17 protein-coding genes are annotated in these 24,318 nt (G+C 53.6%); 14 read left to right on the top strand and 3 right to left on the bottom strand.

What is annotated here, in order from left to right:
- Positions 1 to 29: 29 nt before the first annotated feature.
- The 11 genes from QHL1GM_RS10945 to QHL1GM_RS10895 all read left to right on the top strand — a co-directional run bounded on the left by QHL1GM_RS10945 (position 30) and on the right by QHL1GM_RS10895 (position 15,662).
- Positions 30 to 3,110 carry a virulence factor SrfB gene (locus QHL1GM_RS10945; protein ID WP_071694513.1) on the top strand — a complete coding sequence of 1,027 codons (3,081 nt, stop codon included), beginning with the start codon at positions 30 to 32 and terminating at the stop codon, positions 3,108 to 3,110.
- The gene (locus QHL1GM_RS10940; protein WP_071694512.1) at positions 3,107 to 5,845 is read left to right on the top strand and encodes a putative virulence factor; all 2,739 of its coding nucleotides are present in this window, start codon (positions 3,107 to 3,109) and stop codon (positions 5,843 to 5,845) included. The genes QHL1GM_RS10945 and QHL1GM_RS10940 overlap by 4 nt, the downstream gene beginning before the upstream one ends.
- Positions 5,835 to 6,974, top strand: coding sequence for a hypothetical protein (locus tag QHL1GM_RS10935; RefSeq protein ID WP_071694511.1), 1,140 nt, complete (start codon positions 5,835 to 5,837; stop codon positions 6,972 to 6,974). Before QHL1GM_RS10940 ends, QHL1GM_RS10935 begins: the two co-directional genes overlap by 11 nt.
- Positions 6,971 to 8,977: a vWA domain-containing protein gene (locus QHL1GM_RS10930; RefSeq protein WP_071694510.1), complete on the top strand. Its 2,007-nt coding sequence runs from the start codon at positions 6,971 to 6,973 to the stop codon at positions 8,975 to 8,977. Before QHL1GM_RS10935 ends, QHL1GM_RS10930 begins: the two co-directional genes overlap by 4 nt.
- A 35-nt stretch (positions 8,978 to 9,012) precedes the next feature.
- Positions 9,013 to 9,711, top strand: a complete 699-nt coding sequence (locus tag QHL1GM_RS10925; protein WP_071694509.1) for an ABC transporter ATP-binding protein — start codon at positions 9,013 to 9,015, stop codon at positions 9,709 to 9,711.
- The gene (locus tag QHL1GM_RS10920) at positions 9,695 to 10,924 is read left to right on the top strand and encodes an ABC transporter permease (protein WP_071694508.1); all 1,230 of its coding nucleotides are present in this window, start codon (positions 9,695 to 9,697) and stop codon (positions 10,922 to 10,924) included. The genes QHL1GM_RS10925 and QHL1GM_RS10920 overlap by 17 nt, the downstream gene beginning before the upstream one ends.
- A gap of 109 nt (positions 10,925 to 11,033) precedes the next feature.
- Positions 11,034 to 12,485 carry an SUMF1/EgtB/PvdO family nonheme iron enzyme gene (locus QHL1GM_RS10915; RefSeq protein ID WP_083571007.1) on the top strand — a complete coding sequence of 484 codons (1,452 nt, stop codon included), beginning with the start codon at positions 11,034 to 11,036 and terminating at the stop codon, positions 12,483 to 12,485.
- Positions 12,486 to 12,529: 44 nt separating this feature from the next.
- The gene (locus QHL1GM_RS10910; RefSeq protein WP_071695977.1) at positions 12,530 to 13,270 is read left to right on the top strand and encodes a hypothetical protein; all 741 of its coding nucleotides are present in this window, start codon (positions 12,530 to 12,532) and stop codon (positions 13,268 to 13,270) included.
- A 31-nt stretch (positions 13,271 to 13,301) separates the two neighbouring features.
- Positions 13,302 to 13,796 (top strand): hypothetical protein, encoded by a 495-nt coding sequence (locus QHL1GM_RS10905; RefSeq protein ID WP_254795292.1) that lies wholly within the window; start codon positions 13,302 to 13,304, stop codon positions 13,794 to 13,796.
- 15 nt (positions 13,797 to 13,811) lie between these two features.
- Positions 13,812 to 15,110, top strand: a complete 1,299-nt coding sequence (locus QHL1GM_RS10900) for a VWA domain-containing protein (protein WP_071694506.1) — start codon at positions 13,812 to 13,814, stop codon at positions 15,108 to 15,110.
- 114 nt (positions 15,111 to 15,224) lie between these two features.
- Positions 15,225 to 15,662 (top strand): hypothetical protein, encoded by a 438-nt coding sequence (locus QHL1GM_RS10895; protein WP_071694505.1) that lies wholly within the window; start codon positions 15,225 to 15,227, stop codon positions 15,660 to 15,662.
- A 1,184-nt stretch (positions 15,663 to 16,846) separates the two neighbouring features.
- On the opposite strand, the gene QHL1GM_RS10890 is transcribed toward QHL1GM_RS10895, so the two are convergent.
- Positions 16,847 to 17,113 (bottom strand): hypothetical protein, encoded by a 267-nt coding sequence (locus QHL1GM_RS10890; RefSeq protein WP_071694504.1) that lies wholly within the window; start codon positions 17,111 to 17,113, stop codon positions 16,847 to 16,849.
- 250 nt (positions 17,114 to 17,363) lie between these two features.
- Here QHL1GM_RS10890 and QHL1GM_RS10885 point away from each other — a divergent pair, with 250 nt between their 5' ends.
- Positions 17,364 to 19,859 (top strand): EAL domain-containing protein, encoded by a 2,496-nt coding sequence (locus tag QHL1GM_RS10885; RefSeq protein ID WP_071694503.1) that lies wholly within the window; start codon positions 17,364 to 17,366, stop codon positions 19,857 to 19,859.
- A 224-nt stretch (positions 19,860 to 20,083) separates the two neighbouring features.
- Here QHL1GM_RS10885 and QHL1GM_RS10880 read toward each other — a convergent pair whose 3' ends face one another.
- Positions 20,084 to 20,839 carry a phasin family protein gene (locus QHL1GM_RS10880; RefSeq protein WP_071694502.1) on the bottom strand — a complete coding sequence of 252 codons (756 nt, stop codon included), beginning with the start codon at positions 20,837 to 20,839 and terminating at the stop codon, positions 20,084 to 20,086.
- A 474-nt stretch (positions 20,840 to 21,313) separates the two neighbouring features.
- On the opposite strand from QHL1GM_RS10880, the gene QHL1GM_RS10875 reads away from it, so the two are divergent.
- Together QHL1GM_RS10875 and QHL1GM_RS10870 are read left to right on the top strand one after the other, a co-directional pair.
- Positions 21,314 to 22,600 carry an MFS transporter gene (locus QHL1GM_RS10875; RefSeq protein ID WP_071694501.1) on the top strand — a complete coding sequence of 429 codons (1,287 nt, stop codon included), beginning with the start codon at positions 21,314 to 21,316 and terminating at the stop codon, positions 22,598 to 22,600.
- Between the two features lie 150 nt (positions 22,601 to 22,750).
- Positions 22,751 to 23,644 carry a homocysteine S-methyltransferase family protein gene (locus tag QHL1GM_RS10870; protein ID WP_071694500.1) on the top strand — a complete coding sequence of 298 codons (894 nt, stop codon included), beginning with the start codon at positions 22,751 to 22,753 and terminating at the stop codon, positions 23,642 to 23,644.
- Positions 23,645 to 23,853: 209 nt separating this feature from the next.
- Here the strand turns inward: QHL1GM_RS10870 and rnk are convergent, their stop codons facing one another.
- Positions 23,854 to 24,267 (bottom strand): nucleoside diphosphate kinase regulator, encoded by a 414-nt coding sequence (rnk, locus tag QHL1GM_RS10865; RefSeq protein ID WP_071694499.1) that lies wholly within the window; start codon positions 24,265 to 24,267, stop codon positions 23,854 to 23,856.
- Positions 24,268 to 24,318 lie beyond the last annotated feature (51 nt).

The following is a 24,318-nucleotide window of genomic DNA, read 5'->3' as shown; positions in this document are numbered from 1 at the left end:
TGCGGAATAGTTGAGAGAAGAGTTGCGAAATGTTGCCTGAAGTCACTCAGTTCCAAGACGTTGTCCCGTTGGTCAACGACACCGGTGTCCAGTTTCTAGATTTTGCCTTGACGCTCGACCCGCGTAAGGAAACCGGCGGTGAGTTTGCCAAGTTAGCAGATGATCTCCTAGTACGCCTGCTCACCAATGAAGAAGATGGCACCACTTTTTATGAGCCCGAACCCAACAAGGTCGAGCGGGTGAGTAAGCCGTATCTCGATATGGATATGCAATCGAGCCTAGCGCTGCTGGATCGTCAATGGGTGCCGATACCGTTTTTCCGGCACATGCCGCCGCATCGTTTCGATGAAGGCCCCAGCAACTGGTCGCGCATGCGCCTGGTGGAACTGGATACACCGGATATTGATGGTCACACCCATCGACTGACACTGGCGTTTGATACCCGTAGCATGCCCAAGCGCGAGGGCACGGCTTACCTGGCGCCTAACGAAGAAGATGTACGCTCAGGAGAGACGTTCAAGCTTGCCTTGACCCCCCATGAAATGGGCTGGTTCATGGACTTGGCATGGGTAAAAGAATGGCTCAATGATCTATACCGGGAAGGTCATCCGGAAATGGATCAAAATGAGCTGGATGACGACATCAAGGCGTTACATCCACAGGCACATTATTTGAACCTGCTCAGCCTGTTGTGGAAACCGATTCCCGCTGAGCGTACGCAGCGAAAGCCCAAGGTACGAGTACCCGAGGTTCGTCTGGCGGGTAAGGATGCTAGTCAAAAAACCCCGATTTCTGTCGATCTTGTCCTCGATGTGGGCAACTCACGTACCTGCGGTATTTTGATTGAACACCATGCGCAATCAGGCTCAGGTCTCAAACAGAATTATGTGCTGGAATTACGTGACCTGGTCGACCCAGAATGCGTCTATGCCGAGCCCTTTGAGAGCCGCGTCGAGTTTTCTCAGACGTTCTTTGGTAAAGATCATCTCTCGGTCAAGAGCGGTCGACATGATGCTTTTCGATGGCCCACGATTGCTCGTGTAGGTGGGGAAGCCAACCGTCTTGCAAGTCGTCGTCGGGGCACCGAAGGGTCTACCGGTCTCTCTAGTCCCAAGCGCTATCTGTGGGACGTAAGCCGCTACACGCATGGTTGGCGTTTCAATAGCGCCTACGTCAAGGCAGACAAAGAACCTTTTGCCACGGCCGCGCCTTTCTCCAATCTGATCAATGAGCGTGGCAAGGCGATCTACGCCGTCATGCGTGATGATGAAGACGATGATCTTCCCGTCTTCAAACCGCACTATTCACGTAGTTCTTTGATGACCTTCATGCTCTCGGAAGTATTGGCTCAGGCATTGATGCAGATCAATAGCCCGGCCCAGCGTTCCCGTCAGGGCAATATGGATATACCGCGTCGCCTACGCTCGATCATTCTGACAGTGCCCCCGGCCATGCCGCTGGCAGAGCGCAGTATTCTGGATCAGCGCATGCGCGAGGCGGCGGGGCTGATCTGGCAGGGGATGGGCTGGTATCAAGGCGAGGATGACCCCTATGATCCGGAAGACGCCGACGCGCCGTCACCCCCTTTACCAGAGATCCGTGTCGAGTGGGACGAAGCCACTTGCGGCCAATTGGTGTATCTGTACACCGAGATCAATGAGAATTTTGCCGGCCATCCTGAAGAGTTTTTTGACACATTGGCGCGCCCAGAAAAGCAACAGCGTGACCGTATCACGCTTGCCAGTATCGATATCGGCGGGGGCACGACTGACCTGGTCATTACCGACTACCGCGTTGAAAGTGGAGAAGGCGGCGGTAACAGCAGCAATGTGCATATCGTCCCCGAGCAGCGCTTCCGTGATGGCTTTCGTATTGCCGGGGATGACATCCTGCTTGATGTCATTCAGACCTTCGTGCTGAAAAGTTTTGAAGAATCCCTGCAGCAAGCTGGCGTGTCCTCCCCGGATGCCATGATGTCACGCCTGTTGGGTGGAGAGAGCCTGAGCGCACAGGATCAGGTATTGCGCCAGCAGCTCAATTTACAAGTTTTCACTCCTTTAGGGTTGAAGCTTCTTAGTTACTACGAGGGGTTTGATCCTCAGGAAAAGGAAAGCGAGGAGAACCCTCACATTATTACCGCCACGTATCGCGAGCTGCTGGGGGATCACGCAGCCAGCGACGCGGTTAGAGAATATGTGCACGGTGCCGTGCGGCGTGAAGTGAAAACTAATGGCACCACGTCGTTTGAACTGATGGATATCCCGATCACCTTCAACCTGCCTCAGGTACATCGGGCCTTCTTGGGCGATGGTATCAACATCGGCAAGACACTAGGCGCCCTATGCGAGGTGATCCATCAGTACGGCTGCGATATGTTGCTGCTGACCGGCCGTCCCTCACGGTTGCCGGGGATTCAGGCCTTTTTGCGCAAGATGTTGCCGTTGCCTCCAGGGCGCATTTTACCGATGCAGAATTACCGCACCGGTAATTGGTACCCCTTCCATAGCAATGGCGAGATCGACGATCCCAAAAGCACCGCGGCAGTCGGTGCCATGTTATGTCTGCTATGCGATCAGTTGGATTTGCCCAGCTTCTATTTCCGTACCCAAGCACTGAAGCCTTACTCGTTGATTCGTCATCTGGGCTCGATTGACAACAACAACGTCATGAAAAGCGATGACGTGGTCTATCGCGACATCAAGGCCAATGACAATGGCACGGGGATTGAGCTGCCGGAAGAAGATGAGCCCAAGGTGCAGGTACGCGGGGGCATTGTGCGCATCGGGTATCGTCAGTTGGATGCCGAGCGTTGGGTGGCCTCGCCACTCTATACCCTGGAACTGACCGAGTCGGGCAAGACGAAATACAAGCAGGCGGTAGTAAGCGATGGAAACGGCAGCCAGCCGGTGGTCGAGGTGGAACTCAAGGTGGTCGAAAACAACACCAAGGGCGGCTTGATCAGTGATGAACTGAAAGTCAGTCGCGTCAGTGACAACACCAACAAGTCATTTGGCAAAGCAGACGTCAATCTTCAGCTCAATACCATGATCGATGCGGGACTGGGCGATTCCAATTACTGGCTGGACAGTGGGAGCGTGAAGCGCAAATGAGCAACCTCACGGATAAACAACACCAACTGGGCCAAGGCTGGGGCGCTGTGCACGCTGGTGCCGGCCAGGCTATCGAGTGGATCGAAGACGTTCGCAACAATGCCCCGCGCCTGGATAGTGAAGCGGACAATTTGATCCTGGAATTACACAAAGCGCGCAATCTGGCGTCGAGCTTGGGGCGTGCCGCGGGTACCCCGATGACAATCGGCTTTTTCGGGTTGTCTCAAGCGGGGAAATCCTACTTGATTTCGGCGCTGGCCGCAGGCCAAAACGGTAAGCTGGAAACCAATTACGGTGGCAAGCGCCTTGATTTCATCGAGCACGTAAACCCCGTTGGTGGGGGCAAAGAAGCCACCGGGTTGGTGACGCGCTTCAGCCGCACGGCCAACAGCGGGCCAGCGGATACCCCTGTTGAACTACGCCTGTTCAGTGAAGTTGAGATTGCCAAGATACTGGCCAACGCCTGGTTCAACGACTTCGACCATGAACAGTTACACTATGAGTTAGATGAAGTCCGCATTGAGCGTATTCTCAAACCGTTTGAAGGCGTTGCCATTACGGCAGAGACACAGCCAGGACTAAGCGGTGATGACGTGGTCTCTTTATGGGACTACCTCACTGGCAGCTTCAAGAAATCAATCAGTAAGCTGGAAGCGCGCTACTGGCCGCGGGTTCTCAAGCTGGCGCCGCGTCTCTCATGCGAACAGCGCGCTGAACTGTTTTCTCTGTTGTGGGGCGAGCAAGAAGAGCTCACTCGCCTTTATGTGCAACTGGCGTCCACCCTACGCCGCCTTGGCAATGCCCCCACCGTTTATGCGCCGCTGACTTGTCTTGTCACGCCCGAAGGCGACGGGTACAGCCAGCGCGACAGCATCATGAATGTGGACATTCTCGAGCGCCTTGGCAGCGTCGATGATCACAGCCTGGACGTGCGACCTGTAGAGCAAGACACGCCCGGCAATGCCATTACTGTATCAGTGGCTCAGCTGGCTGCGTTGACGGCCGAGCTCACGTTCCCGCTGATCGAGCCGACACAGGATCCTCAAGTTGAAAAAGTGGATCTGCTGGATTTCCCCGGTTATCGCGGACGTCTAAGCCTTAAAAGTGTCAGTGAAGCTGCCAGTCAAGCGAGTAGCCAAGGGGGCAACCCCGTTTCGCAATTGATATTGCGCGGCAAGGTGGCGTACCTGTTCGAACGGTATACCGACAGCCAGGAGATGAACGCCTTGGTGGTGTGTACAAGTTCGGATAAGCAGAGTGACGTGACCTCTGTTGGTCCGGTACTGACACGCTGGATTGAAAAGACGCAAGGGCCGACCAGTCAAGACCGTGTGGGCAAGGCGCCAGGGTTGATCTGGACGCTTACCATGTTCGATAAGCGCATCAACGGTGCGCTTAACTTGACGGAAAGCCAGCTGCGCGAAGGCTGGGAAGGGTTGATCAAAATGACCTTGTTGGAGCGTTTCGGTCAGTACGACTGGATGAGCCAATGGGCCCCAGGGCAGCCATTTAATAATACCTTCCTGGTACGCAAGCCACGCCTGCCCGTTTCGTTTCTGAATAGCCGTGATAACGAAGAACTCGGTATCAATGACGACTACGAAGCGCCGCTTGAACGTATGGCAGCCACCTTTGCCGAGCATGCCAGTGTGCAAAAGCATGTGCAGGCGCCCGCCGAGGCCTGGGAGGCGATGCTGGCACTTAACGATGGCGGCATCAAGCGTATCAGTCAGTATCTTGGCCGTATCGCTACCCTGGAATTCAAGCTGGCCAGTATCGAAAAGCAGCTGAAGGACACACTCAGCTCATTGGTAGAAAAGCGCCTAGCGCCCCTTCACCACACAGATGGCAGCGGTGAAGTGGCTAAAAAGCGTGAGGCCGCCAAGCTGTTGTGGCAAAGCCTGCAACAACGCCTGGCAACCCTGGGTGAACTGCAGCACCAACTGGAACTTCCCCAGCAGACGGTACGCGATCTTTACTTGAGCGACAGCGAAGAAGACGAGGCAACAGCGACTGAAGGCGATGCAGATAACGAACCGGCGGGCGCCGATAGTCTTTATTGCAACAGCGGTTTTAACCTGAGCGATGATCCTTTCGCGAGTAGCATGCCCTTTGGCGATGAAACCGCCACCGCACCGGCCGCTAAAACCGAGCCGGTGTTACAAGGAGCGGATCATCGTTTTGCTCGCAAGGTCTTTCAGGCATGGGTCGCCCATTTACGTGAAATACCCGGACGCCAATCTTTGCTTCAACTGCTGGGGCTGGAAAAGGCAGTCGTTGAGTCCTTGACAGATGAATTGATCACGGCAGCCAATCGCATGGCACTGCAACAACGCCTAGATCAAGCACTTCTGGGCCGCGCCCAAAGTAGCGCCAAACGTGACCAGCTGGTGGAGCGTCAAGTATTGGCCGCCCAGTTAGTGCTGCGCGATTTTATTGCCTGGCTTGGCTATCAAGAAATGCCGATTGACGAGCGGCCGAACAGCCTGGCGGGCAAGAAGGACAAGCTGTTTTTGCCGAGCACTCCGATTTTATCGGGTGAGCTCCCCAGTCTTGCGCCTCAACCCGTCAATCAAGCTGTTCTTTATCTTGCCGATTGGCTTTCAGGGGTTTGTATCGTGACGCAGGAAAATGCAGGGCACACCGCCGGACGGGAAATTACCATGGAACAGAATGAGCGCCTGGGCGCAGTACTGACATCCTTTCGCCAGCGGGAGGTGACCCATGCGGGTTGAACTGCGTCCGCTGGAGTCCGGAACACCGGGTGAAGGCCGCTTACTGCTCAAGGGGTGGAAAGGGGAAACCACATCGTTGCAACTGTCGATTCAAGAGAGCCAGGATCAACAGTTTCTGCATCCGGAAAAAACGTGGAGTACCAAGGCCCACTCGTTTGAATTGGCTAGCCTGGAGGAGACCGATGACCAGCGTCTCCAGGTAGTACTCGACAGCACTATTATTGATCCCCTGTTGGAGCTTCCCGGCTCTACCCAATATTTGCTGGCATTGCAGGATACCCAAGGCACGCAAGCCAAAGGTGTAATACGGCTTTCACGCGATTTGATGCCCTCCAGTGCGGCGGGCTCGGCACCTTCTGCAGGGGGTAGCAGTGCCCTGCATTCACCACCGGTTGCGGAAAAAGCGCCCGAACCGACGCCTGAACCGGAACTAAAAGTGGAGCCTGAGCCAGAAGCCGAACCCGAAGTTGGACCCGAACCTGCGCAGGTGCCGGAAGTGGAAGTGCCGCCCGCGCCTGCCAGTAAGGCGAGTAAGCGCGGCCCATGGCTATTTCTATTGCTAGGGCTTTTGCTGCTGGCAGCCGTGGCTTTCGGCGCTTGGTACTGGTTCAGCAATAACACTGGTAATGCGGGCGCCGATCCGGTTGAACAAGAAAACGTCGAGGAAGAAGAGAGTGAAGAAGATAGTAACGAAGCGGAGGGAAGCCCAGTAGAGGAAGACGCTGACCTCCGCACCGAGGAAGCCTCAGAAGAAGAGGTGGCCGCCTCTTCTGCTGGTCCGGCCCCGGTCTGTTCGATTGCAGCCCTTGAAGAGCAGGAGGAACTGGCGTTCGTGCAAGGATGTTCCAAGGCTGATGTTGCCCCCGAAGCGCTGCTGTCGGTGATCGAAGCTGCGCGTGATGCAGAGCACTGTGGGATAGCGCGACGGCTTTATGCCAACCGTGCTATCGCAGGCGATGCCACTATCGCGCTGGCCTATGCCCGCGAATACGATCCCGCTTATCACCAGGCGAGTACCTGCTTTACCGCAGCCGATGCCGAAACCGCCAGCTATTGGTACCAGATCGTATTGGACACCGACCCTGACAATAGCGAAGCACAAGCACGTTTTGAGGAGCTGGGCGAATGATGCGCAACACGCTCGCGACCTGGGTAGTCTCGTCTGTGGCTTTATCCTTTATGGGACTGGGCGCCACTGCAGCGCTGGCTGAGCCTCGCCCCTTACTGCAGGAAGGCAAGCAAACCTTACATCAACGTGTCCTGACCACGCCTGGGTGCGAGCTAACGGAGACAGTGGGAAGCAGTGGTGAATTGCAGCCTGCGTTCACTCGTTTCTATGTGTATGAGCGCAGCGAGGTGGACGGGCGCGAATGGTTGAAAGTCGGGCCGGATAGCTACGGCACCACCAGCGGCTGGCTGCCGGCGGATTGTAGCGTGGCGTGGAAGATGCAACTTACGTTGGCATTCACTAATCCGGCTAACCGCCAGCGTCTGTTGTTCTTCCGTGAACGAGACGCGCTTCAAGATATTCTCGATGAATTCGAGCCTTCCAGTCGCGTTGTTCCTTTGCACGCCGCCCTGGATCGTGAGGAAGAGGTGCCCAATGTGCTGGCACGGGAACCTGAATACTTTGTCGATCTTCAAGAACAGTTCTATTTGTTACCGATACTCGAAGGCGAAGAGGTATTCACCGAAGCCGGCTTTCGCGCACGGCTGCTGAACGTGGCGTCAGTAAGCAAGGCCGGCGAACCTGACCCTGCTGGCACTGAAACAGATCCTGAAACTGAAGATGACACACCAGCCAGTCAATTGCGTGAGTTCAATGCCGGTGTTGTCTTCGTGATCGACTCGACGATTTCCATGGGCCCGTATATCGAGCGTACCCGCGAGGCGGTGAGCAAGATACTTGATCGAATCGAGGCGGAAAACCTGGAGGAGCAGGTCAAGTTCGGCCTGGTCTCTTATCGCGACAGCGTGGAAAAAGTACCTGAGCTCGAATACATCAGTCGCATGTACGCCAACCCGATGGAAGTGCAAGGCAGGCAAGACTTGATGGCGCGCATGGACGAACTCCATGAAGCCCCGGTATCCACGCCAGGGTTCGAAGAAGATGCTTACGCCGGGGTGATGCAGGCAATCGATGAAGTGGAATGGAGCCAATATGGTGCCCGCTATATCGTACTAATTACCGATGCCAGCGCCATCGATGGCGATAATGAACGCTCCTCGACAGGCTTGAGTGCCGATCAGGTGCGCCTGGAAGCGGCCAACCCGGGCGTGGCGATTTATACCCTACATCTCGAAACCGAGAGTGGAGAGCGCTTCAACGACCATGCTAAGGCAGCGGCGCAATACGCCAACCTTTCCACTTATGCCGGCACCAATACGTCGCTGTATTACCCGGTGGAAGCCGGGGATGTGGAGGCATTCGGCGCCAAGGTGGATGCCCTGGCCGAGGCGATCACTTCTCAGGTGCGTGCTGCTTATATCGGCGACGGGGCTATCGGCAGTGCCTTGAATGCGCAACAGCCTGACCCTGATGAGGTTGATCCAAACCAACAACAGCTGCTGGAAGATGCGGATCTTATCGGCCACGCCATGCAGCTGGCCTACCTGGGGCAGCAAGCTGGCAGCAAAGCACCGCCGGTATTTCAAGCCTGGATCAGCGACCGCGATTTGGTGCAGCAGAACCGCCCCAGTACGGACGTTCGGGTGCTGCTGACCAAATCTCAGTTGAGTGACCTGAATGACGTGGTGGCACAGATTCTGGATGCCGCCAATCAAGGCCTGATCTCGCCCACCGATATGTTTGATCGTTTGCGTTCGGTGGCTGCGGCCATGGGCACCGACCCCAACCAGCTACAGCAAAATGAAACCACTCAGTTAGCCGAACTGGGGCTGATGGGGGAGTATCTGGAAGATCTGCCTTATCAGAGTGAAGTGCTCAATTTGGATGAAGCCACCTGGAAGAGCTGGGATGGTCTTTCTCAGGAGCGGTTCATTCGTAATCTGAGCATTAAGCTGCGCCACTATCAGCGCTATAACGAGGATGTCGATCGCTGGGTCTCACTTGCCGAAGGCAGTGACCCAAGGGACGACGTCTATCCGGTTCCTCTTGAAATGATGCCGTGAAACACCGACGTCTCAAACAATAGAGGAAAGCAGGGATGTTAGCGATACAGGGCATGATGGTTCAGCGTGGTCAGGGTGCCCGCGCACACCGGATTCGACTACCCGAACTATCACTGGCGCCGGGCCAATGCTTGGCGATTACCGGCCCTAGCGGGTGTGGCAAGAGCACGTTGCTAGAGACGGTCGGGCTGCTGTTAGCACCAAGCGAGCTTGAAGGGTTCATGCTGGGAAACCCGCAACAGGATGTAGCAACCATGTGGCGTACCCAGCACCAAAGCGAGCTGGCCAGTCTACGCGCGCGCGATTTGGGGTTCGTGCTGCAAAGCGGGGGGCTCCTGCCCTTCTTGAGTGTGGCCGATAATATCGCCTTGCCGCGTCGCCTACAGGGCCTGCCCATAAAGAGTGACCGTGTCAGGCAAGCGGTCAATCGCTTGGGGTTGATGCCGCTGATGGAAAAGAGACCGGCAATGCTTTCTATCGGGGAGCGCCAGCGGGTCGCCTTCGTACGCGCCCTGGCCCATGAACCAAAATTGCTGCTGGCCGATGAGCCCACGGCCGCCCTTGACCCCCACAGTGCGCATGGGCTTTTTGCGCTGTTTATGGAAGTAGTCGAAGAGCTACAGCTCGCCGCGTTGGTGGTTTCCCACGATTGGGCTCTCGTCGAAACATTTGGAGTGCCGCGTTTCGATGCCGTCACGGTAAAAGGGGAGACCGTCTTTGAACCTCGCCCTTAAGCGTTTGCGCCTACTGGTATCGTTAGCGCTGCAGGATCTCTGGCACGACCGTAAGGTATCAATGTGTATTGCCGCGGCCCTGATTGCCGTGATTGCGCCCTTGTTACTGCTGTTTGGCCTCAAGTATGGGGTCGTCAGCCAATTACAGTCCGAGCTTCTAGAGGATCCACGGAACGTCGAAATTCGCATGGTATCCAGTGGCCGGTATGACGCTGCCTGGATCGAACGCTTGCGTAGCCGACGTGATGTCGGTTTTGCCATTGGCATGACACGTTCACTCAATACCCAGGCAGATTTGGTCGCCGACCATCGGCACTTTGTGGATAACACTGAAGTCATCCCCACGGCAGAAGGGGATCCATTACTGGCGTCACTGTCGCTTACCAAACCGCTTAACGGTTCAACCGTGGTGCTAAGTGAGTCGGCTGCGCGGCGCTTGAATGCCGTCGTCAATGATCAGCTAAGCCTGTTCGTCAGCCGTCGTCTCGATGGCCGTGCCGAACGTGGCCGGCAATCTATTACCGTGGCAGGCATTTTGCCACCTGAGGTCTTTCCTCGTCCGGCCGCCTTTGTCGCGTTGCCGCTGCTGATCGAGCTTGAAGATTTTCGTGATGGCTACCGCATCGATTCGCTTGGCGTGAGCACTGGCGAAGTGCGAGGCGAAATGGAAACGCACTTTGCCCGTGCCCGCCTGTATGCCGCCGATATTGATCGGGTGGCGGAGCTGGAGCAGTGGCTCAATGCCCAGCATATCGACACGACCAGCCGCCTGGCCGAGATCGAGAACGTCAAGGCGATCAACCATGTTCTGGGGTTAGTGTTTGGCGTGATTGCGAGTACCGCGCTGGTGGGCTGTCTGGCCTCAATGTTGGGGGCTTTTCTAGCTAATATTGATCGCAAGCGCAAGGATCTGGCGGTGCTGCGTTTGCTGGGGTTCGATCGTCCGGCAATAGCGGGGTATATCGTGTTACAGGCAGGTACCTTGACGCTGGCCGCCTATGTAGTAGGACTTGGCCTTTATGGATTGGGAAGCCAGGTATTCAACCAGGCGTTAGCATCTAGCGCGACAACTGGAAGTGTTGTCTGTCGCCTCACCTTCATGCACGGCGTGATTGCACTTTTATTGGCTTTGCTGGTTGCGCTCATGGTGGCGGTGATCGGTGTGCTGCGCGCCTTTAGTATCGAACCTGCGGAGAGTCTGCGTGAATTGTAAATCTTTTCGATGTTTCCCCCGTCACTGGTGTCTTGCCGGGTGGGCTGCTGTTTTACTTTTGCAGGTGGGAACTGCCTCGGCCGAGTGGGATGAACGGCTTTATAATCCCATGCCACAGGATGACGATGTCATTCTGCCGATGCCTTGCGATGGAGCCATGGCGTTTCGTAAGGTTCATATTCCCGCGGCCGGGCCGCTCGACGATTATCCCATTAATATTGGCCAGGATGGCACCGGCTGGGGCTATGTAGAACAGCGTCGCCCCTCCTATGTTTCCGGCAACTTCAGTGAGAGCGAGGGTGTCTCGCGCTACTACCTGCTGGCCAAGTATGAAACGACCCAGTTGCAATATGCGGCTTTGATGGCTGACGAATGCCCGTCACCCTCGACGCGCTTGCGTTTACCGGTGGTATCGGTGAGTTGGTTCGATGCAACGGCGGCGGCTGATCGTTATAACTTGTGGTTGCGTCAAAACGCCGAGCAGTCCTTGCCTCAGGAAGATGGGTCGCTGGGATTTGTACGCCTACCAACCGAAATTGAGTGGGAATACGCCGCGCGTGGTGGCCTGCAGGCTGGCACTGCCGAGTTCCGCGACGGCCGCTACCCCATGCCAGAAGGCTTGAACGGTCATGAATGGTTCGCCGGACCGCAGTCCGCTAACGGTCAATTGCAGCTGGCAGGGTTACTTAAACCCAATCCATTGGGGCTGCATGATCTTCTGGGCAACGTGGCCGAGATGATGTTTGAGCCATTTCGCCTCAATAAGCTGGATCGCCAGCATGGCCAAGCAGGCGGTTTTGTGGTGCGTGGGGGCAGTTACTTAACACCCCAAAGTGATATCCGCACGGCGCTACGCGGTGAAGAGCCGTATTACCGGGAAAACGGGCAGGCCGAAAGCGGCCAAGTAGGCTTTCGTTTGTCACTGGTCGCCACCACGTTGACATCGCGAGAGCGGGTGGCGGCTATCGAAGCAAGCTGGCAAGCGCTGGGTGCAGATTTAGAAACGCAAGAGTCCCCTCAAGAGGCGCCTGGAACCGTTGAGCAGCTGAGCAGTCTGGCGGCGGAACTCGAAGACAGCGCGTTGCAAGAACAGCTACGTGATATGGAAAACCAGCTAAGGGCGAGCAATCAGCGTCAACAAGAAGCACGCAATTTAGCCGTGCGTGCCAGTCTCAATCTAGGCAGTTTTCTCTGTACCAAGCTTGAGGATGACGGCGTTTTTCTCGATTTTCTCCACGATAACTATGCCATTAACTGCGGGGCTGACAGTACCGACACGAGTTGTGACATGCGCCAACAACGCATGGAAGAGCAAGATGCCAGGTTAGAGGGATTGAGTCGCTATTACGCCAGTAGTTTGGTCGAGTCCGCCACTTTGTACGGTGAAGATTTGCTCGAAGAGCAAGTGGAAGTGTTTGAGGAAATTATCACCCGTAATCGTCAACTGACCCAACTCAAACCCTATCTCCACACACACTGGGAAAACCAGCGTGATTACCTGCAACAGCAACACATTTCCACCACTGCCTGGCTGGAAAATTGTAAAGCCATGGCCAATTAAAAAACGCAAGGGAACTTACTATGCAAAGCAAACATATTTCATTCATGACAAGCACGTTGAGCTGGAAAAAAGTACAGATGATGGTTGCCGTGGCTGGCAGCTTGATAGCGCTTAGCGGCTGTGCCGCCACCGGCAGTTCGTTCCTATCCGGTAACAGCGATGGAACCGCTGCTGATCCGCGCTTAACGCAAGGCAGTGAAGCTAAGTTCTTCAGTCGTTCAGGTTATCAAGCCTGCGCCGCAGGCGCCGCGACAGGCTTGATAGGTTGCGCCCTCACCAATCCAGATAACAAGACACAGTGCATGATCGTGGCAGGTCTTGGTGCCTGTGGCGTTGCCATGGGCGCCAATTTCTATTTGGATCAACGTCGCAGTGAATATGCCAATACCACTGAACGGCTGGCAGCGATGAGTGCGGATATTCAGGAAGATACCCGCAAAGTCATCGCGCGAACTGAAACCGCGCAGGAAGTAATGCAGGAAGACAAGTCGCGTCTTCAGCGTATCCAGAATGAGATGGAAACGCAGCAATTAGACGAAGAGGCCGCTAAGAGCGAATTGGCTGCGATCGATAGCAATATTGAAATTTTGCGTCGCGATTTAGTCAATATGAACAAGAAATCAGACGAGTACCAGGCCGTTGCCGTTGCAGAACAGGGGGAAGCAAGCCCAGAGGAAATGGCGCGTATTGAGCAGGATATCGACGTGATGAACCAGCAGGTGCTGGCGTTGCAGCAAGAGGTAGACGATCTCTACAACATGCGCTCCGCCATTACTTTGGGCTAAGAAACAGGCCGATATAGCTATGAAATACGCCATGATGAATAAAATCATACTGATGGGCATCAGCGTGGTTCTGCTGGCCGGTTGTGCTACGACACCGGAACAGTGCGACCCCCATAATCGAGACGCGAGCCTGTTGGCCAAATTCTCCTGCGACACGTCGGGGGCCTACCGCACCCAAGTCGTGCAGCATGAGCAGCAGTTACGCTTGGATCAAGAAGAGAACGCTCTGTTTCACCAGGTGTATGCGGATATTAAGGCTCAGCAGCTGGCAACCCGCGCAGACCTGCACACTCAGCAAGAAAAACAGCAGGCACTGAACGAATCTCTGCAAACCCTGCTGACGCGCTTAAAGGCACGTACCGGAGAGGAGCTAGGCCTGCAGCATCGCCTCAATGATCTTGAACAGCAGCTGCAAGCCAACCAAGAGCCCGCCCAAAACGAAGCCGATATGGCCGCGCAGAAGGCCCAGCTAGCTGAGCTTGAGCAACAGGTAAGCCGTCTTCACCAAAGTCTAGGCTATGAATAAGGCGGAAGGCTGACCATGCAACGGATTCTGCGCGATACCCAGGCGATGCTGGGCGGTACCTTCGAGAGCTATCAGGCCAAGGTCGCGCTCATTCATCGCCACTTTCCGCCTAGTATCGGCACTATGTTTGCGACGCCGCGTAATGGGCGTGCAGATACTTTGGAATGGTGGACGGAACTGCCAGGTCAGCCGACACGTTTTGATGCCTTGGCGGGAGAGCAGCAGGCGGCTTTACTAGAGCGTTATCAGCAACGCCAGCAGAGCCTTGAGCGCTTGGCCGATGAGCTTGTAAGGCGTGGGGACAGTGAAGGCGGGGAAAGCTTAAAAACCTTGATTGGCCCCGCTGAAACACAACATCTCTATAGCTTGAATGGTGAGCCCGTGGTGATTCGTTGGGGAGGCGACATGGTAGACGCCACGGCTCCCAGCGTTACACCTCAGCCTACGCCAATGGCGCCATCCGCAGCACCTGTTGTGGCGTCTTCCTCGCGTAGCAAGCTCAGAACGCTTACGTGGTTATTGCCACTGCTGCTCTTGCTGTTCCTTACTTTGGGGGTGTTGCTGTACCTGCTTTGGCCTCTGGATCGTTATTGGTTCAACTGGTTTAAAAACGTGTCTGGTGACGAAGTGCCTTACGCCTGCCTGGAAGAAGAGAAGCGTTTGCCACCCGAGTTTGTGCTGATCTTTGATACCTCTGGGTCGATGAATATCAATATTGCGGCCACTCAAGAAGACGAAGAGTGGTATTTCGGCATGAACGAGTTTCGCCTGATGATGCTACGTAACATGGGTAATGAACGCCTTCTGGCATTGGAGACAGGAACGTCTCGGTTGGAAGTGGCCAAGGATTCTGTGTCTCGTATCATCAATCAGCTTCATCCTGATATTGATGCCGGGCTTGTTACCTACGCCGGGTGTGGCTCTCCAGTCACACAAGGCGTATTCAATGCGTCGCAGCGGGAGCAATTGGTCGACGGCATTCAGGCATTAAATGCCAATGATGGAACGCCGCTGGCTGAAAGTTTGGTGGCTGCAGCCGAATTGGTTGATGGTCGGGAACGCGATGCAATCATTATTGCCTTTGTCGATGGGGCAGATGGTTGTGAACAAGACCAATGCCAGATAGCTGCAGAGATAGCCCAAAACCAGCCACGGCTTACGATCAATGTCGTTGACGTTACGACAGGCGGACGCTCTAACTGCTTGGCAAAACACACGGGTGGCCAAGTGTTTAGCTCACAGGATGCTGTTGAGATAACCAGCATGCTAGAGCAGGCCAGCTCACAGATACTGAATGCTAGCCATTGTGAGTAAGCGTTATTAACCAACCCTGAGGGTTGGTTTTTCTGCTTGTGCTCAACAGGCAGATTTCGAAAGAGGCGTTTATGCCTCTGCCATAAAGAAAAATTAAATCAAAGGGAAAGATAAATGAATGATCTAAAAAAACAAGTGGGCAATGCCATTGTGCCCGCGGTTATCCAGGCGCTTATTGTATGTGTTGTCCGCTTTTTTACGATTCCCTGGTCAATCTGGAAAGGGGCTGCCTTACGCCTGGCGGCGATGCGTCAAAGTAGTGATGAAGAAAAGGTAGCTTCTAGCAAATCTGAATTTCCTGTGTTTGATTGGTTCAGAGCCGCTTGGGACGGGGCTATTTTTCTTTCGTGGTTTATTGGCATCCTAGTCAGCGTTGTGGCACTGATTGGCGGCAGCATGGGGTTTGGAGGTCTTATGCAAGGTATTGCTGCAGGGGTTACCGTACTGGTGTATTTTTACTTCGCCGTAATAGGTATGTCGTTGTTAAAAGAAGGTTTGATTTTGGTGTTATCAATTGCGCTAAACATGGAGCGTTTGGTCAATAAAAGTTAATAGTGCTTCTGGCACTTATCCCGCCCAATGTTACACATTGGGCGGGGAGCACTTCAGGTGCCTAATTGAAGTGCTGGACTTTCTTAATGGCAAAGCATTAAGAAAGTCCAGCCGCCAACCATTAAGTAGTGTTGCACTTAGAATGCATCCACCGACTAGCATAGTCTTGTCGCATTCATCGATCGGGATAACAGCGCGTTGGCTAAAAGAGTCGGTGGCTTCCGAAAACAATATCTAAAATTCTCCAGGGATATTGATCCGCTAGTCTAATGAAAAAAACGAGGCGCTCACGCTCGATATGCAGCTGTTCACTAATACGAATATCTTTCGCTTCTCGACTTTGTATCACACCATTCCATAGCTTAATCGGATAATGGGGTATATTTTCTGCTAATCCACTTATCGTGGATATATATTCCCACGACTCAACTCTTGGCGGCCTTCGAACAGGCAGAGCAGAATATCCAGCATCAAGTACTTACAAATACGCCTTGGGTACGAAAGAAAGTTGCACTTACCTTGGTTGATAAGGCACTCACTATTGGGCAACTTTTTGTCTTAGTAATCGCCTTCACGGGTGTCAGAAAGTCTGAATCTCAATTGAGAGTTCACGGTGATAAGTGGATGACATATCCTCCGATGATTAGCCTGTACGGGCATTTTGGGATTTTATCGTGATGCTAAACTGGGGAAGCGAGTGCAATCGCCAAAGGTAATCATAATAGGATGTGAAGCACAGGTAAGGCACTGCCGCCAAAGGTCAGAATGGTCCGAAAAACGGACACTTTAAAATCACGCTATGTGTCCACCTTGATGGTGATGATGGGCAATGGTCGGTGTGAATCGGGATAAAGTGGGAAGAGCTATTAGTGTCTTGTTTTTTAATAACTAATTGATTTTAAATAATTAATTTAATATTTTTTGATAAGATGTTCAGTGAGCTAAACACATCATAAAGGTTTAAAATTAGCCTCCGAAGCCGAGGGTCGCAGGTTCAAATCCTGCCGGGCGCGCCAAATTGCAAAAAAAGGGGCCTGCGAGAAATCGCAGGCCCCTTTTTTAGCTGCAATCGGCCAAGAAGGGGGCTTTTCATTTACCCTGAGAAAGGCTGACCGCCTAACCGTGGGGCCATTCGTGTCAGAAATCCTGATAAAGTTAGTACACAATAATTTCTAACTAAACACTTATTGCCTATTTTTCTCGTCGGTGTTTTCCACCAGCATTTCCAAAGCCGCTCCTGGGTCTTCCTCACCGCAAGCGGCGCTGTCTGCGGGGCCACCAGCCTGTGCCTCTCTATGATTCAGAAAATGCTTATGAGCCTCTTTAGAAGTGTTATGGGTCTCTTCGGCGGGGCGGTTGTGCGAGCAAACCTTTCCCGAGCCTTCGCATGGTGGAGCCGACAATGACGTGCCGCTGGTTTTGGTCGGTTTCGAATCGCCTTGGCTGGCCATAGTATTCTCGATAAGAGTGGAGGGTTTATAAAAACCTGGCTACCGGGTCTGGCCGACGATGCATTTTTGTACGCTTCGTTGGAGCCTAATTCATGGTAGTGTCATTTCTCCCTATTTCTAGTGATAGGGGGCATTAAAGAGGGCTAAATTTTATAGCGATCAGCGTTCACGCCGCTTATTAGGGATGAATAGGGTTAGCCGCGTTGATATTTTCTATTGTTATTAAAATAAACGGGTTACTAGCTTATTCATGCAACTTAATTTTTTGTCTGACCCTCAAGCGCTAGATGCCGTTCAGGGCAAACATGATATTCCACTCGTCTTTATCTCGTGGCTGGTTGCGCTGGCGGCGTCTTATGCGGGTTTGGATATCATCAAATTAGTACGCAAGGTGTCCAATTCACTATGGCGAGCCTTATGGCTTCTTGCTGGAGCCAGCGCCATGGGGCTTGGGGTTTGGAGCATGCACTTTATAGGTATGCATGCCTATCAGCTTGATTTTCCAGTTACTCATGCACCGGTTGCTACTCTTCTATCCATCGTGCCCGCTATCCTGGGCAGCCTGAGTGCTATGGTGGTTCTCTCTCGCAATAGCCCTTCTCATCACGCTTTACTGTTGGCGGGGGTTGGTCTGGGGGCTGGTATTGGCGCTATGCATTACAGTGGGATGGCAGCGATGCGTATGCCTGCCGAGCTGTACCACTCTCAGAGTCTCTTTCTCATATCGCTACTTGTTGCGGTGGTTTTGGGTGTGGCGAGCGTCTATGTATATAGGCTCTGCCAACAGGAGTGGGGCTTACAGCGTTCAAAGCGCTGCGCGTTCATCGCAGCGCTGTGTGTCTCCATCGCGGTGAGTGGAATGCATTATGTGGCCATGCAAGCCGCCTGGTTTTCACCAGATGCCAGCGGTTTGATGCCACTAGTGTCTTCGCGCTCTCGGTGGCTCATCTATCTTATCGGTATCGCTGCTGTATTAACCGCACTGATCACCCTAGTGGCAACGGGGGTTCAGAGGCGCCTGCATGCCAGCCAGCGCCATGAAAATATGACCCAAACGCGGCTGTTAGAGGTCATATCTGCCCTTCAAGATAGTGTGGTCTTGCTCGATAACCGGGCAAGAATCCGCCTCTGTAATGCGGCATTCAAGCGATTGGTGGGGAGCGATAATGAACACTTGTTAGGTAAGTCAATTTCGCACCTTGCCTATGCTGAAGATAACCAAACGCTTAATAGGCATATTCGCCAAGCGCTTGATGAACGCGGAGAGTGGAGTGGCATGATTAGCGCCTTACGCGCTAATGGTAAGGCGTTCCCCGCATGGTTAAGCGTGAGTCGCGTTAACTACGCTGATAGTGACGAACGTGACTATGTCGCGCTACTCAGTGATCGTTCAGAAGAGCAGCAGGCCCAGCAGCGTATTCGCTATCTTGCCTACCACGACATGCTAACAGAGCTCCCCAATCGGCGAGCCTTACAGGAGCGCTTAGCAGACGTTAGTAACGCTGAAAAGTCGGTTCATAAGTGCGCCTTTTTGGCCCTGCTCGATATTGACCGCTTCAAACTGCTGAACGATAGCTTAGGCCAAGATATTGGCGATGAGTTGCTGCGCCAATTGAGCGGGCGACTTCAGCATTGGGTAGAGGCCGGACTATACGCCGCAAGGCTAGATGGCAATGAATTCGCCTTGGTGGGCGAGTTTTCATCCATAGAAAATTCCAGTGCCCAGGACGAAGTCTTCTCTCTAATTGATAGGATCCGGGCTTCACTGACTGCCGCCTACGAGCTTCAGGGCCATACCTATCCTTGCAAGCTTAATGTGGGCGTGCTGATTTTTAACCCCTCTAAGCGTGAAGGTAGCGCACCACTGTTTAAGCGAGCGGATTTGGCACTGCTGGTAGCCAAGCGCCTTCGTGATGGTCAGCCACAGTTCTTTCGGGAGGAGCAGGAGCGTGAGCTTGAAGAGCGCCTTCTGATGGAGCGTGAGCTACGTATCGCCATTGACCACGATGAGTTATGCCTTTATCTACAGCCCCAGGTGAATGATAAACGGCAAGTCATTGGGGCCGAAGCCCTGGTGCGCTGGCAACACCCGAAGCGGGGCATGGTATCACCCGGTCATTTTATCACTTTGGCCGAGGAAACCGGGCTTATTTTACCGCTGGGTGAGTGGGTGTTGAAGGAGGGCTGTCGTTTGTTAGGTGAATGGCAAAAAGATGCGCAGCTCAAGCATTTGAAGCTTTCTCTTAATGTCAGCGTGCGCCAATTTCAGCAGCCCGACTTTACCGATCAGGTGTTGTCTGTGATCAAACAATACGATGCGCCGCCAGATCGATTGACGCTGGAGCTAACTGAGTCGCTACTGCTAAGCGATCCGGAGGGAACTATCAAAAAAATGCAGCAGCTACAGCATCTGGGCGTCAGCTTTGCATTAGATGACTTCGGTACGGGTTACTCGTCGCTCTCATATCTGAAACTATTGCCGCTGGATACTCTAAAAATCGATATCGCCTTTGTCAGGGATTTAACGCTCGATATGCAGGCGCGGCCAATTGCCGGGACGATCATTGCCCTTGCAGAAAGCCTAGGGTTGGGCGTGATTGCCGAAGGAGTAGAAACAGAAGATCAGCGTTTAGTACTCGCCAATTTGGGGTGCGGTATTTATCAAGGTTTTCTATTTGGCCGCCCCATGCCTGTGAATGCATTTACAGGCAGTTTGTCGCGACAGCTAACCCGCTCATTGGATTAGTGTGTTGCTCAAGCGTCTTTTGCGCAGAAGCATAAGGGCGAAAATACTCGCATGGCCTTTACGTAAAATTGAGGATGTAAATAACAGTGTCCGCTGCGGTGCACATGCCTGGTGTAGAGGCCCCCTAGAAGTTGATACATAAAAGCTATCTCACATATAAAAAGGGGCCTATTCTCTTTGGGAAAAGACCCCTATAGATACCGCTTACAGTAATAATAGTAGCTTTAATTATTGGGTTTACTGGTCGATTTATTGCTATTGTCAGCTTGGTGCTGACCTTTATGCATGTTGCCCTTAACCTGCTCTTTGCCTTGCTGCGTGCTGCCCTTAACCTGCTCTTTGCCTTGCTGCGTGTTGTCCTTAACCTGCTCTTTGCCTTGCTGCGTGTTGTCCTTAACCTGCTCTTTGCCCTGCTGCGTGTTGTCCTTAAACTGCTCCTTGCCCTGCTGCATGTTGTCCTTAAACTGCTCCTTGCCCTGCTGTATGTTAGCCTCAACTTGCTCCTTACCCTGCTGCATGTTGTCCTTAAACCGCTCCTTGCCCTGCTGCATGTTAGCTTCAACCTGCTCCTTACCCTGCTGCATGTTTTCTTCGAGCTGCATGCGGCCTACCTGCATGCTCTCCATCGCCAGTTGCTGGCTTTCTTTTAGATATTCCTGACTCAGAGCGTTAATTTTTTTGGTGTCTTCCATCAAACGCTCACTCATTTCGCGAATGGCATTTTGTTGCTCTTCTACCACCTTTTGAAAGCTGTCGGAGTCCCTAACTTCAAGCCAAGAGCGGGACTGAGCCAAGCTTTTTTCAGCAAAATCACGAACAGCATCGAACTGAGTCGAGAACAGTTGTTCATAATAATCAGTCGTTAGTGACCCATAGGCACGTAACGGCTTATCGGGTGAGCTATCAACCTGTTCCTTGGCGCTATTAGTTGATTGTTTAGCAGAATGATCACTGCTATTCCTAGACTTTTCAGAGCTCATCTGACACCTCCGTGTTATGAAACAGAAATATTCGCTTACTGATGAACATTGCCCTGCTAAAACATAGTTTTGTCTTCATCAGCAAGATCAGGAGAAAGCTCCGTTACCCTAAAATTCAGAGAGCTTCCCTTTCGTTACGTCACTTTCAAATGATCAATTCAAGATTAGGCCAAAACGGCAAATAGTTCCGTGCGGCAGCACACCTATTTAAAAGCAGAGACTATTATCCGTAGCGCGAATCGCTAGGGCGAGGCGCGCCTCAATCTGATGAAATTGATTACAGGCTACTGATTTCGCTAGTTGATTCATCATCACATAAAGATACCTATTTAACCGCTGAGGTAGCGTAAGCCATTATCTCGAAAAATACTTCGGTAAATGACCGCCCATCTGCATTGCTCATCACGAAGGTTGCTACGACAATTAGCTAAGCGGACTTCTATTCATGCAGCAAGCGGCTGTGGAGGTGTCAGTATGAAGACCTTGTCGAACATGGGGTTTGCCATCTTCGGTGCCGCGCTGGTTGCCATTAGTTACGGGCTGGCGCGTTTTGCATTTGGTCTGTTTGTACCTTCCATCAGCGCCGAGCTGGCACTCACGCCCTATCTTATCGGGGTCATCGGGGCACTTCCGTTTATCAGTTTCGTGCTGGCTACACTGGTAGCGCCGCTAGCTGCGCATCGTCTCGGGGCGCGTAACCTGGCGGTGCTCTCGGGTGGGTTCGGCGTTGCTGGCTTGGGGCTGATCAGTCAGGCCTCGGACCCACTATCGCTCGGGGTGGGGGTGTTTATCTGCGGGATCTGCACCGGGTTGATGATGCCCGCGCTAACCGCTGCTATGCAGGCGCTGGTGAGCCGGACGATGCACGGGCGAGTCAGCTCCATCATGAACGCAGGTACCAGCGTCGGTATTATTGTGGCGGTGCCGACGGTTGTGTTTCTCTCTGATGCATGGCGCCTGACCTATACGATCTTTGCCGTTCTGACCGCTATGGGAGTCATAGCGGCATGGTACTTCATTCCTTCGGTATCTCGAGTCATTCCAGCCAATGCGGCACCGCCGCCGCCGATTACTCGGTTGCAGTGGTCGCGGCTCATTCGTCTTGCGCTGTTCGCCTTCGCCATGGGGTTTGTTTCTTCCCCTTACTGGCTTTTCGCTCCCGACCTAGTGGTTACCCTTGGGGGGCTTCCCCCTGGCCAAACCGGCTGGCTATGGTTCGCGGTCGGTATCGCGGGGCTTGGCGGTGCCGTGGCGAGTGATTTAGCCGACCGCAATAACCCTCCTATTACCCAGGCATTGATGTTGATGATGCTCTCTTCAAGCCTGGTATTGCTGGCCGCTAGCCCAAGCCAGCTAGTGCTGGCGATGTTTTCTGCGATGGTCTTTGGGCTTGCCTATATGAGCCTAACGGGGCTGTACTTGATGACCGGCATTCGGCTACTGCCGGGGCGGCTATCCATGGGGCCGGTGCTACCTTTTATGGCCTGTGCGCTGGGTCAGGCCGTGGGCTCTCCGGTGGTCGGTGTGCTGGTCGATGGATTTGGGTATGCGGATGCCTTTGCGATCTTCTCCGTGATCGGCATCCTGGTCGCGGTTTTATCGCCCATCTATCCAGGCCATATAGACTATTGGGCAGAGGAAGAAGAGCCACAGCCGCTACCGGCTGAAGATACCGGCCTTCAGGCAGCCTACGACCATCAGCTGCTGGACGAAGATGGCGAACCCATTGAGCCCGTTTCAGAAGAAACCGGTACGGCCTAATCGTTGTGATTAGGGCTGTATTACAAGGGGCCGTATGACAAAAAGTAGCGAGTGGTATTGCCATCGGATAAAGATGCACCCATAACGTGGCGTCAGCGTGTTGTCTGTGTACGTCATACTGGCGGCAACCCAGAGAAGGATAGTGACTTGATGATGTCTGATAGAGAAAACGTAGTACTGCTCGATGGGGGAATGGGACAGGAGCTTAGAAAACGCAGCAGCCGACCCGTTTCACCGCTGTGGTCTGCTCAGGTCATGCTCGACGAGCCCCACTTGGTCACCGCTGCCCACCGTGATTTCATCGAGGCGTGTGCGCAGGTGATTAAGCTCAACACTTACAGTGCCACACCGATCCGCTTGGCCCGTGACGGCGACCCCAGCATGTTCGAGCCGTTGTATGCTGCGGCGCTTGGCGCTGCCCATCAGGCGCGTGAGGAAAGCGATCGGGCGGTGCGCATTGCGGGCTGCCTGCCGCCATTGGTCGCGAGTTATCACGCAGATAGCGTGCCGGACGACGCCACCTGCCTGCGTGATTACCGACGTATCGTGGAGCGCCAGGTAGATGGGGTCGATCTTTTTGTGTGCGAAACGATGTCGCTTATCCGTGAGGCACGTGCCGCGACCATCGCAGCGATGGAGAGCCAGCGCCCGGTATGGGTGGCTTTCGCTGTGGATGACAGCGATGGTGCGCGCTTGCGCTCGGGGGAATCGTTAGCCGATGCGGCACGCGAGGTCGCGGTCCTTGGCGCCGAGCGAATAATGGTCAATTGTTCAGTGCCCGAAGCGGTGACGACTGCCATGGGTGAACTTGCTACGCTCAACGTGCCGTTCGGCGGCTACGCGAACGGCTTTATCTCCGTGGCGCCGCTCCAACCCGGTGGCACCGTCGATAAGCTAGCGTCGCGCACGGATCTTGATCCTGCTGCCTACGCCGAGCATGCAATAAAATGGGTTGAGCAGGGGGCAACGGCTATTGGCGGCTGCTGCGAAGTGGGGCCCGCCCATATTGCCGCTTTGGCCAAGCGCTTGAGCGAAAGAGGGTAACGACTAGCAGCCGCTAATCAACGTTTTAGTATGTTTATTTAAGTTTATTGATTTTGATTTAACCAAGTAAAGATGTTCTATCTTTTTCTATAAACCCATTGGCATCACGTAGTAGTGATGCCACAAACTTCCATTTTCCATACTTTATAATTTTTGATTCAAAGCATGAAGTCTTCTTTATCCGATGTCCGCTCACTCCCTTACGCAGCTTAACGGTGAAACTGCTTTTCGCGCTCGGGCTGCCAATAAATAGCGTCGATACGCAGCCGTGTTTTGGTATTGTTAGGTAGCGGCCATTCAATGATGTCGCCCACTTTGAGGCCGATCAGTGCCGCGCCAATGGGCGCCATGACCGAAATGCCATCCGCTACGCTTTCCAGGGAGTGCGGATAGACCAAGGTTCGAATCATCTTAAGTCCGCGGGTGAGGTCGGTGAAGCGAACCTGGCTATTCATACTGACCACGTCATCCGGAATATCCTCAGGGTCGCAGACTTCGCCTCTTGATAGCTCTTCCTCAAGTAACTGAGCCACGGCCATGTCTTTAGCGGATGCATTGTCAATCAAGCGCTGGAGACGCTCCGCATCGAGACGATTAATAATAATGGCAGGACGTTGTCCCATGATGATGCTCCCTAGAAAGTAATTAGTTTAAACCAATAAAAAACAGCCCTT

This window comes from Halomonas sp. QHL1, assembly GCF_001882345.1.
Taxonomy (GTDB): domain Bacteria; phylum Pseudomonadota; class Gammaproteobacteria; order Pseudomonadales; family Halomonadaceae; genus Vreelandella.
The sequence above is the reverse complement of the archived record's forward strand: the minus strand, read 5'-3'. Positions and strand labels throughout refer to the sequence as shown.

Bases quoted from the DNA above. Each gene is read 5' to 3' on its own strand.
- QHL1GM_RS10945 (WP_071694513.1), top strand. From the start codon at position 30: ATGTTGCCTGAAGTCACTCAGTTCCAAGACGTTGTCCCGTTGGTCAAC.
- QHL1GM_RS10940 (WP_071694512.1), top strand. From the start codon at position 3,107: ATGAGCAACCTCACGGATAAACAACACCAACTGGGCCAAGGCTGGGGC.
- QHL1GM_RS10935 (WP_071694511.1), top strand. From the start codon at position 5,835: ATGCGGGTTGAACTGCGTCCGCTGGAGTCCGGAACACCGGGTGAAGGC.
- QHL1GM_RS10930 (WP_071694510.1), top strand. From the start codon at position 6,971: ATGATGCGCAACACGCTCGCGACCTGGGTAGTCTCGTCTGTGGCTTTA.
- QHL1GM_RS10925 (WP_071694509.1), top strand. From the start codon at position 9,013: ATGTTAGCGATACAGGGCATGATGGTTCAGCGTGGTCAGGGTGCCCGC.
- QHL1GM_RS10915 (WP_083571007.1), top strand. From the start codon at position 11,034: ATGCCACAGGATGACGATGTCATTCTGCCGATGCCTTGCGATGGAGCC.
- QHL1GM_RS10910 (WP_071695977.1), top strand. From the start codon at position 12,530: ATGACAAGCACGTTGAGCTGGAAAAAAGTACAGATGATGGTTGCCGTG.
- QHL1GM_RS10905 (WP_254795292.1), top strand. From the start codon at position 13,302: ATGATGAATAAAATCATACTGATGGGCATCAGCGTGGTTCTGCTGGCC.
- QHL1GM_RS10900 (WP_071694506.1), top strand. From the start codon at position 13,812: ATGCAACGGATTCTGCGCGATACCCAGGCGATGCTGGGCGGTACCTTC.
- QHL1GM_RS10895 (WP_071694505.1), top strand. From the start codon at position 15,225: ATGAATGATCTAAAAAAACAAGTGGGCAATGCCATTGTGCCCGCGGTT.
- QHL1GM_RS10890 (WP_071694504.1), bottom strand. From the start codon at position 17,113: ATGGCCAGCCAAGGCGATTCGAAACCGACCAAAACCAGCGGCACGTCA.
- QHL1GM_RS10885 (WP_071694503.1), top strand. From the start codon at position 17,364: ATGCAACTTAATTTTTTGTCTGACCCTCAAGCGCTAGATGCCGTTCAG.
- QHL1GM_RS10880 (WP_071694502.1), bottom strand. From the start codon at position 20,839: ATGAGCTCTGAAAAGTCTAGGAATAGCAGTGATCATTCTGCTAAACAA.
- QHL1GM_RS10875 (WP_071694501.1), top strand. From the start codon at position 21,314: ATGAAGACCTTGTCGAACATGGGGTTTGCCATCTTCGGTGCCGCGCTG.
- QHL1GM_RS10870 (WP_071694500.1), top strand. From the start codon at position 22,751: ATGATGTCTGATAGAGAAAACGTAGTACTGCTCGATGGGGGAATGGGA.
- rnk (WP_071694499.1), bottom strand. From the start codon at position 24,267: ATGGGACAACGTCCTGCCATTATTATTAATCGTCTCGATGCGGAGCGT.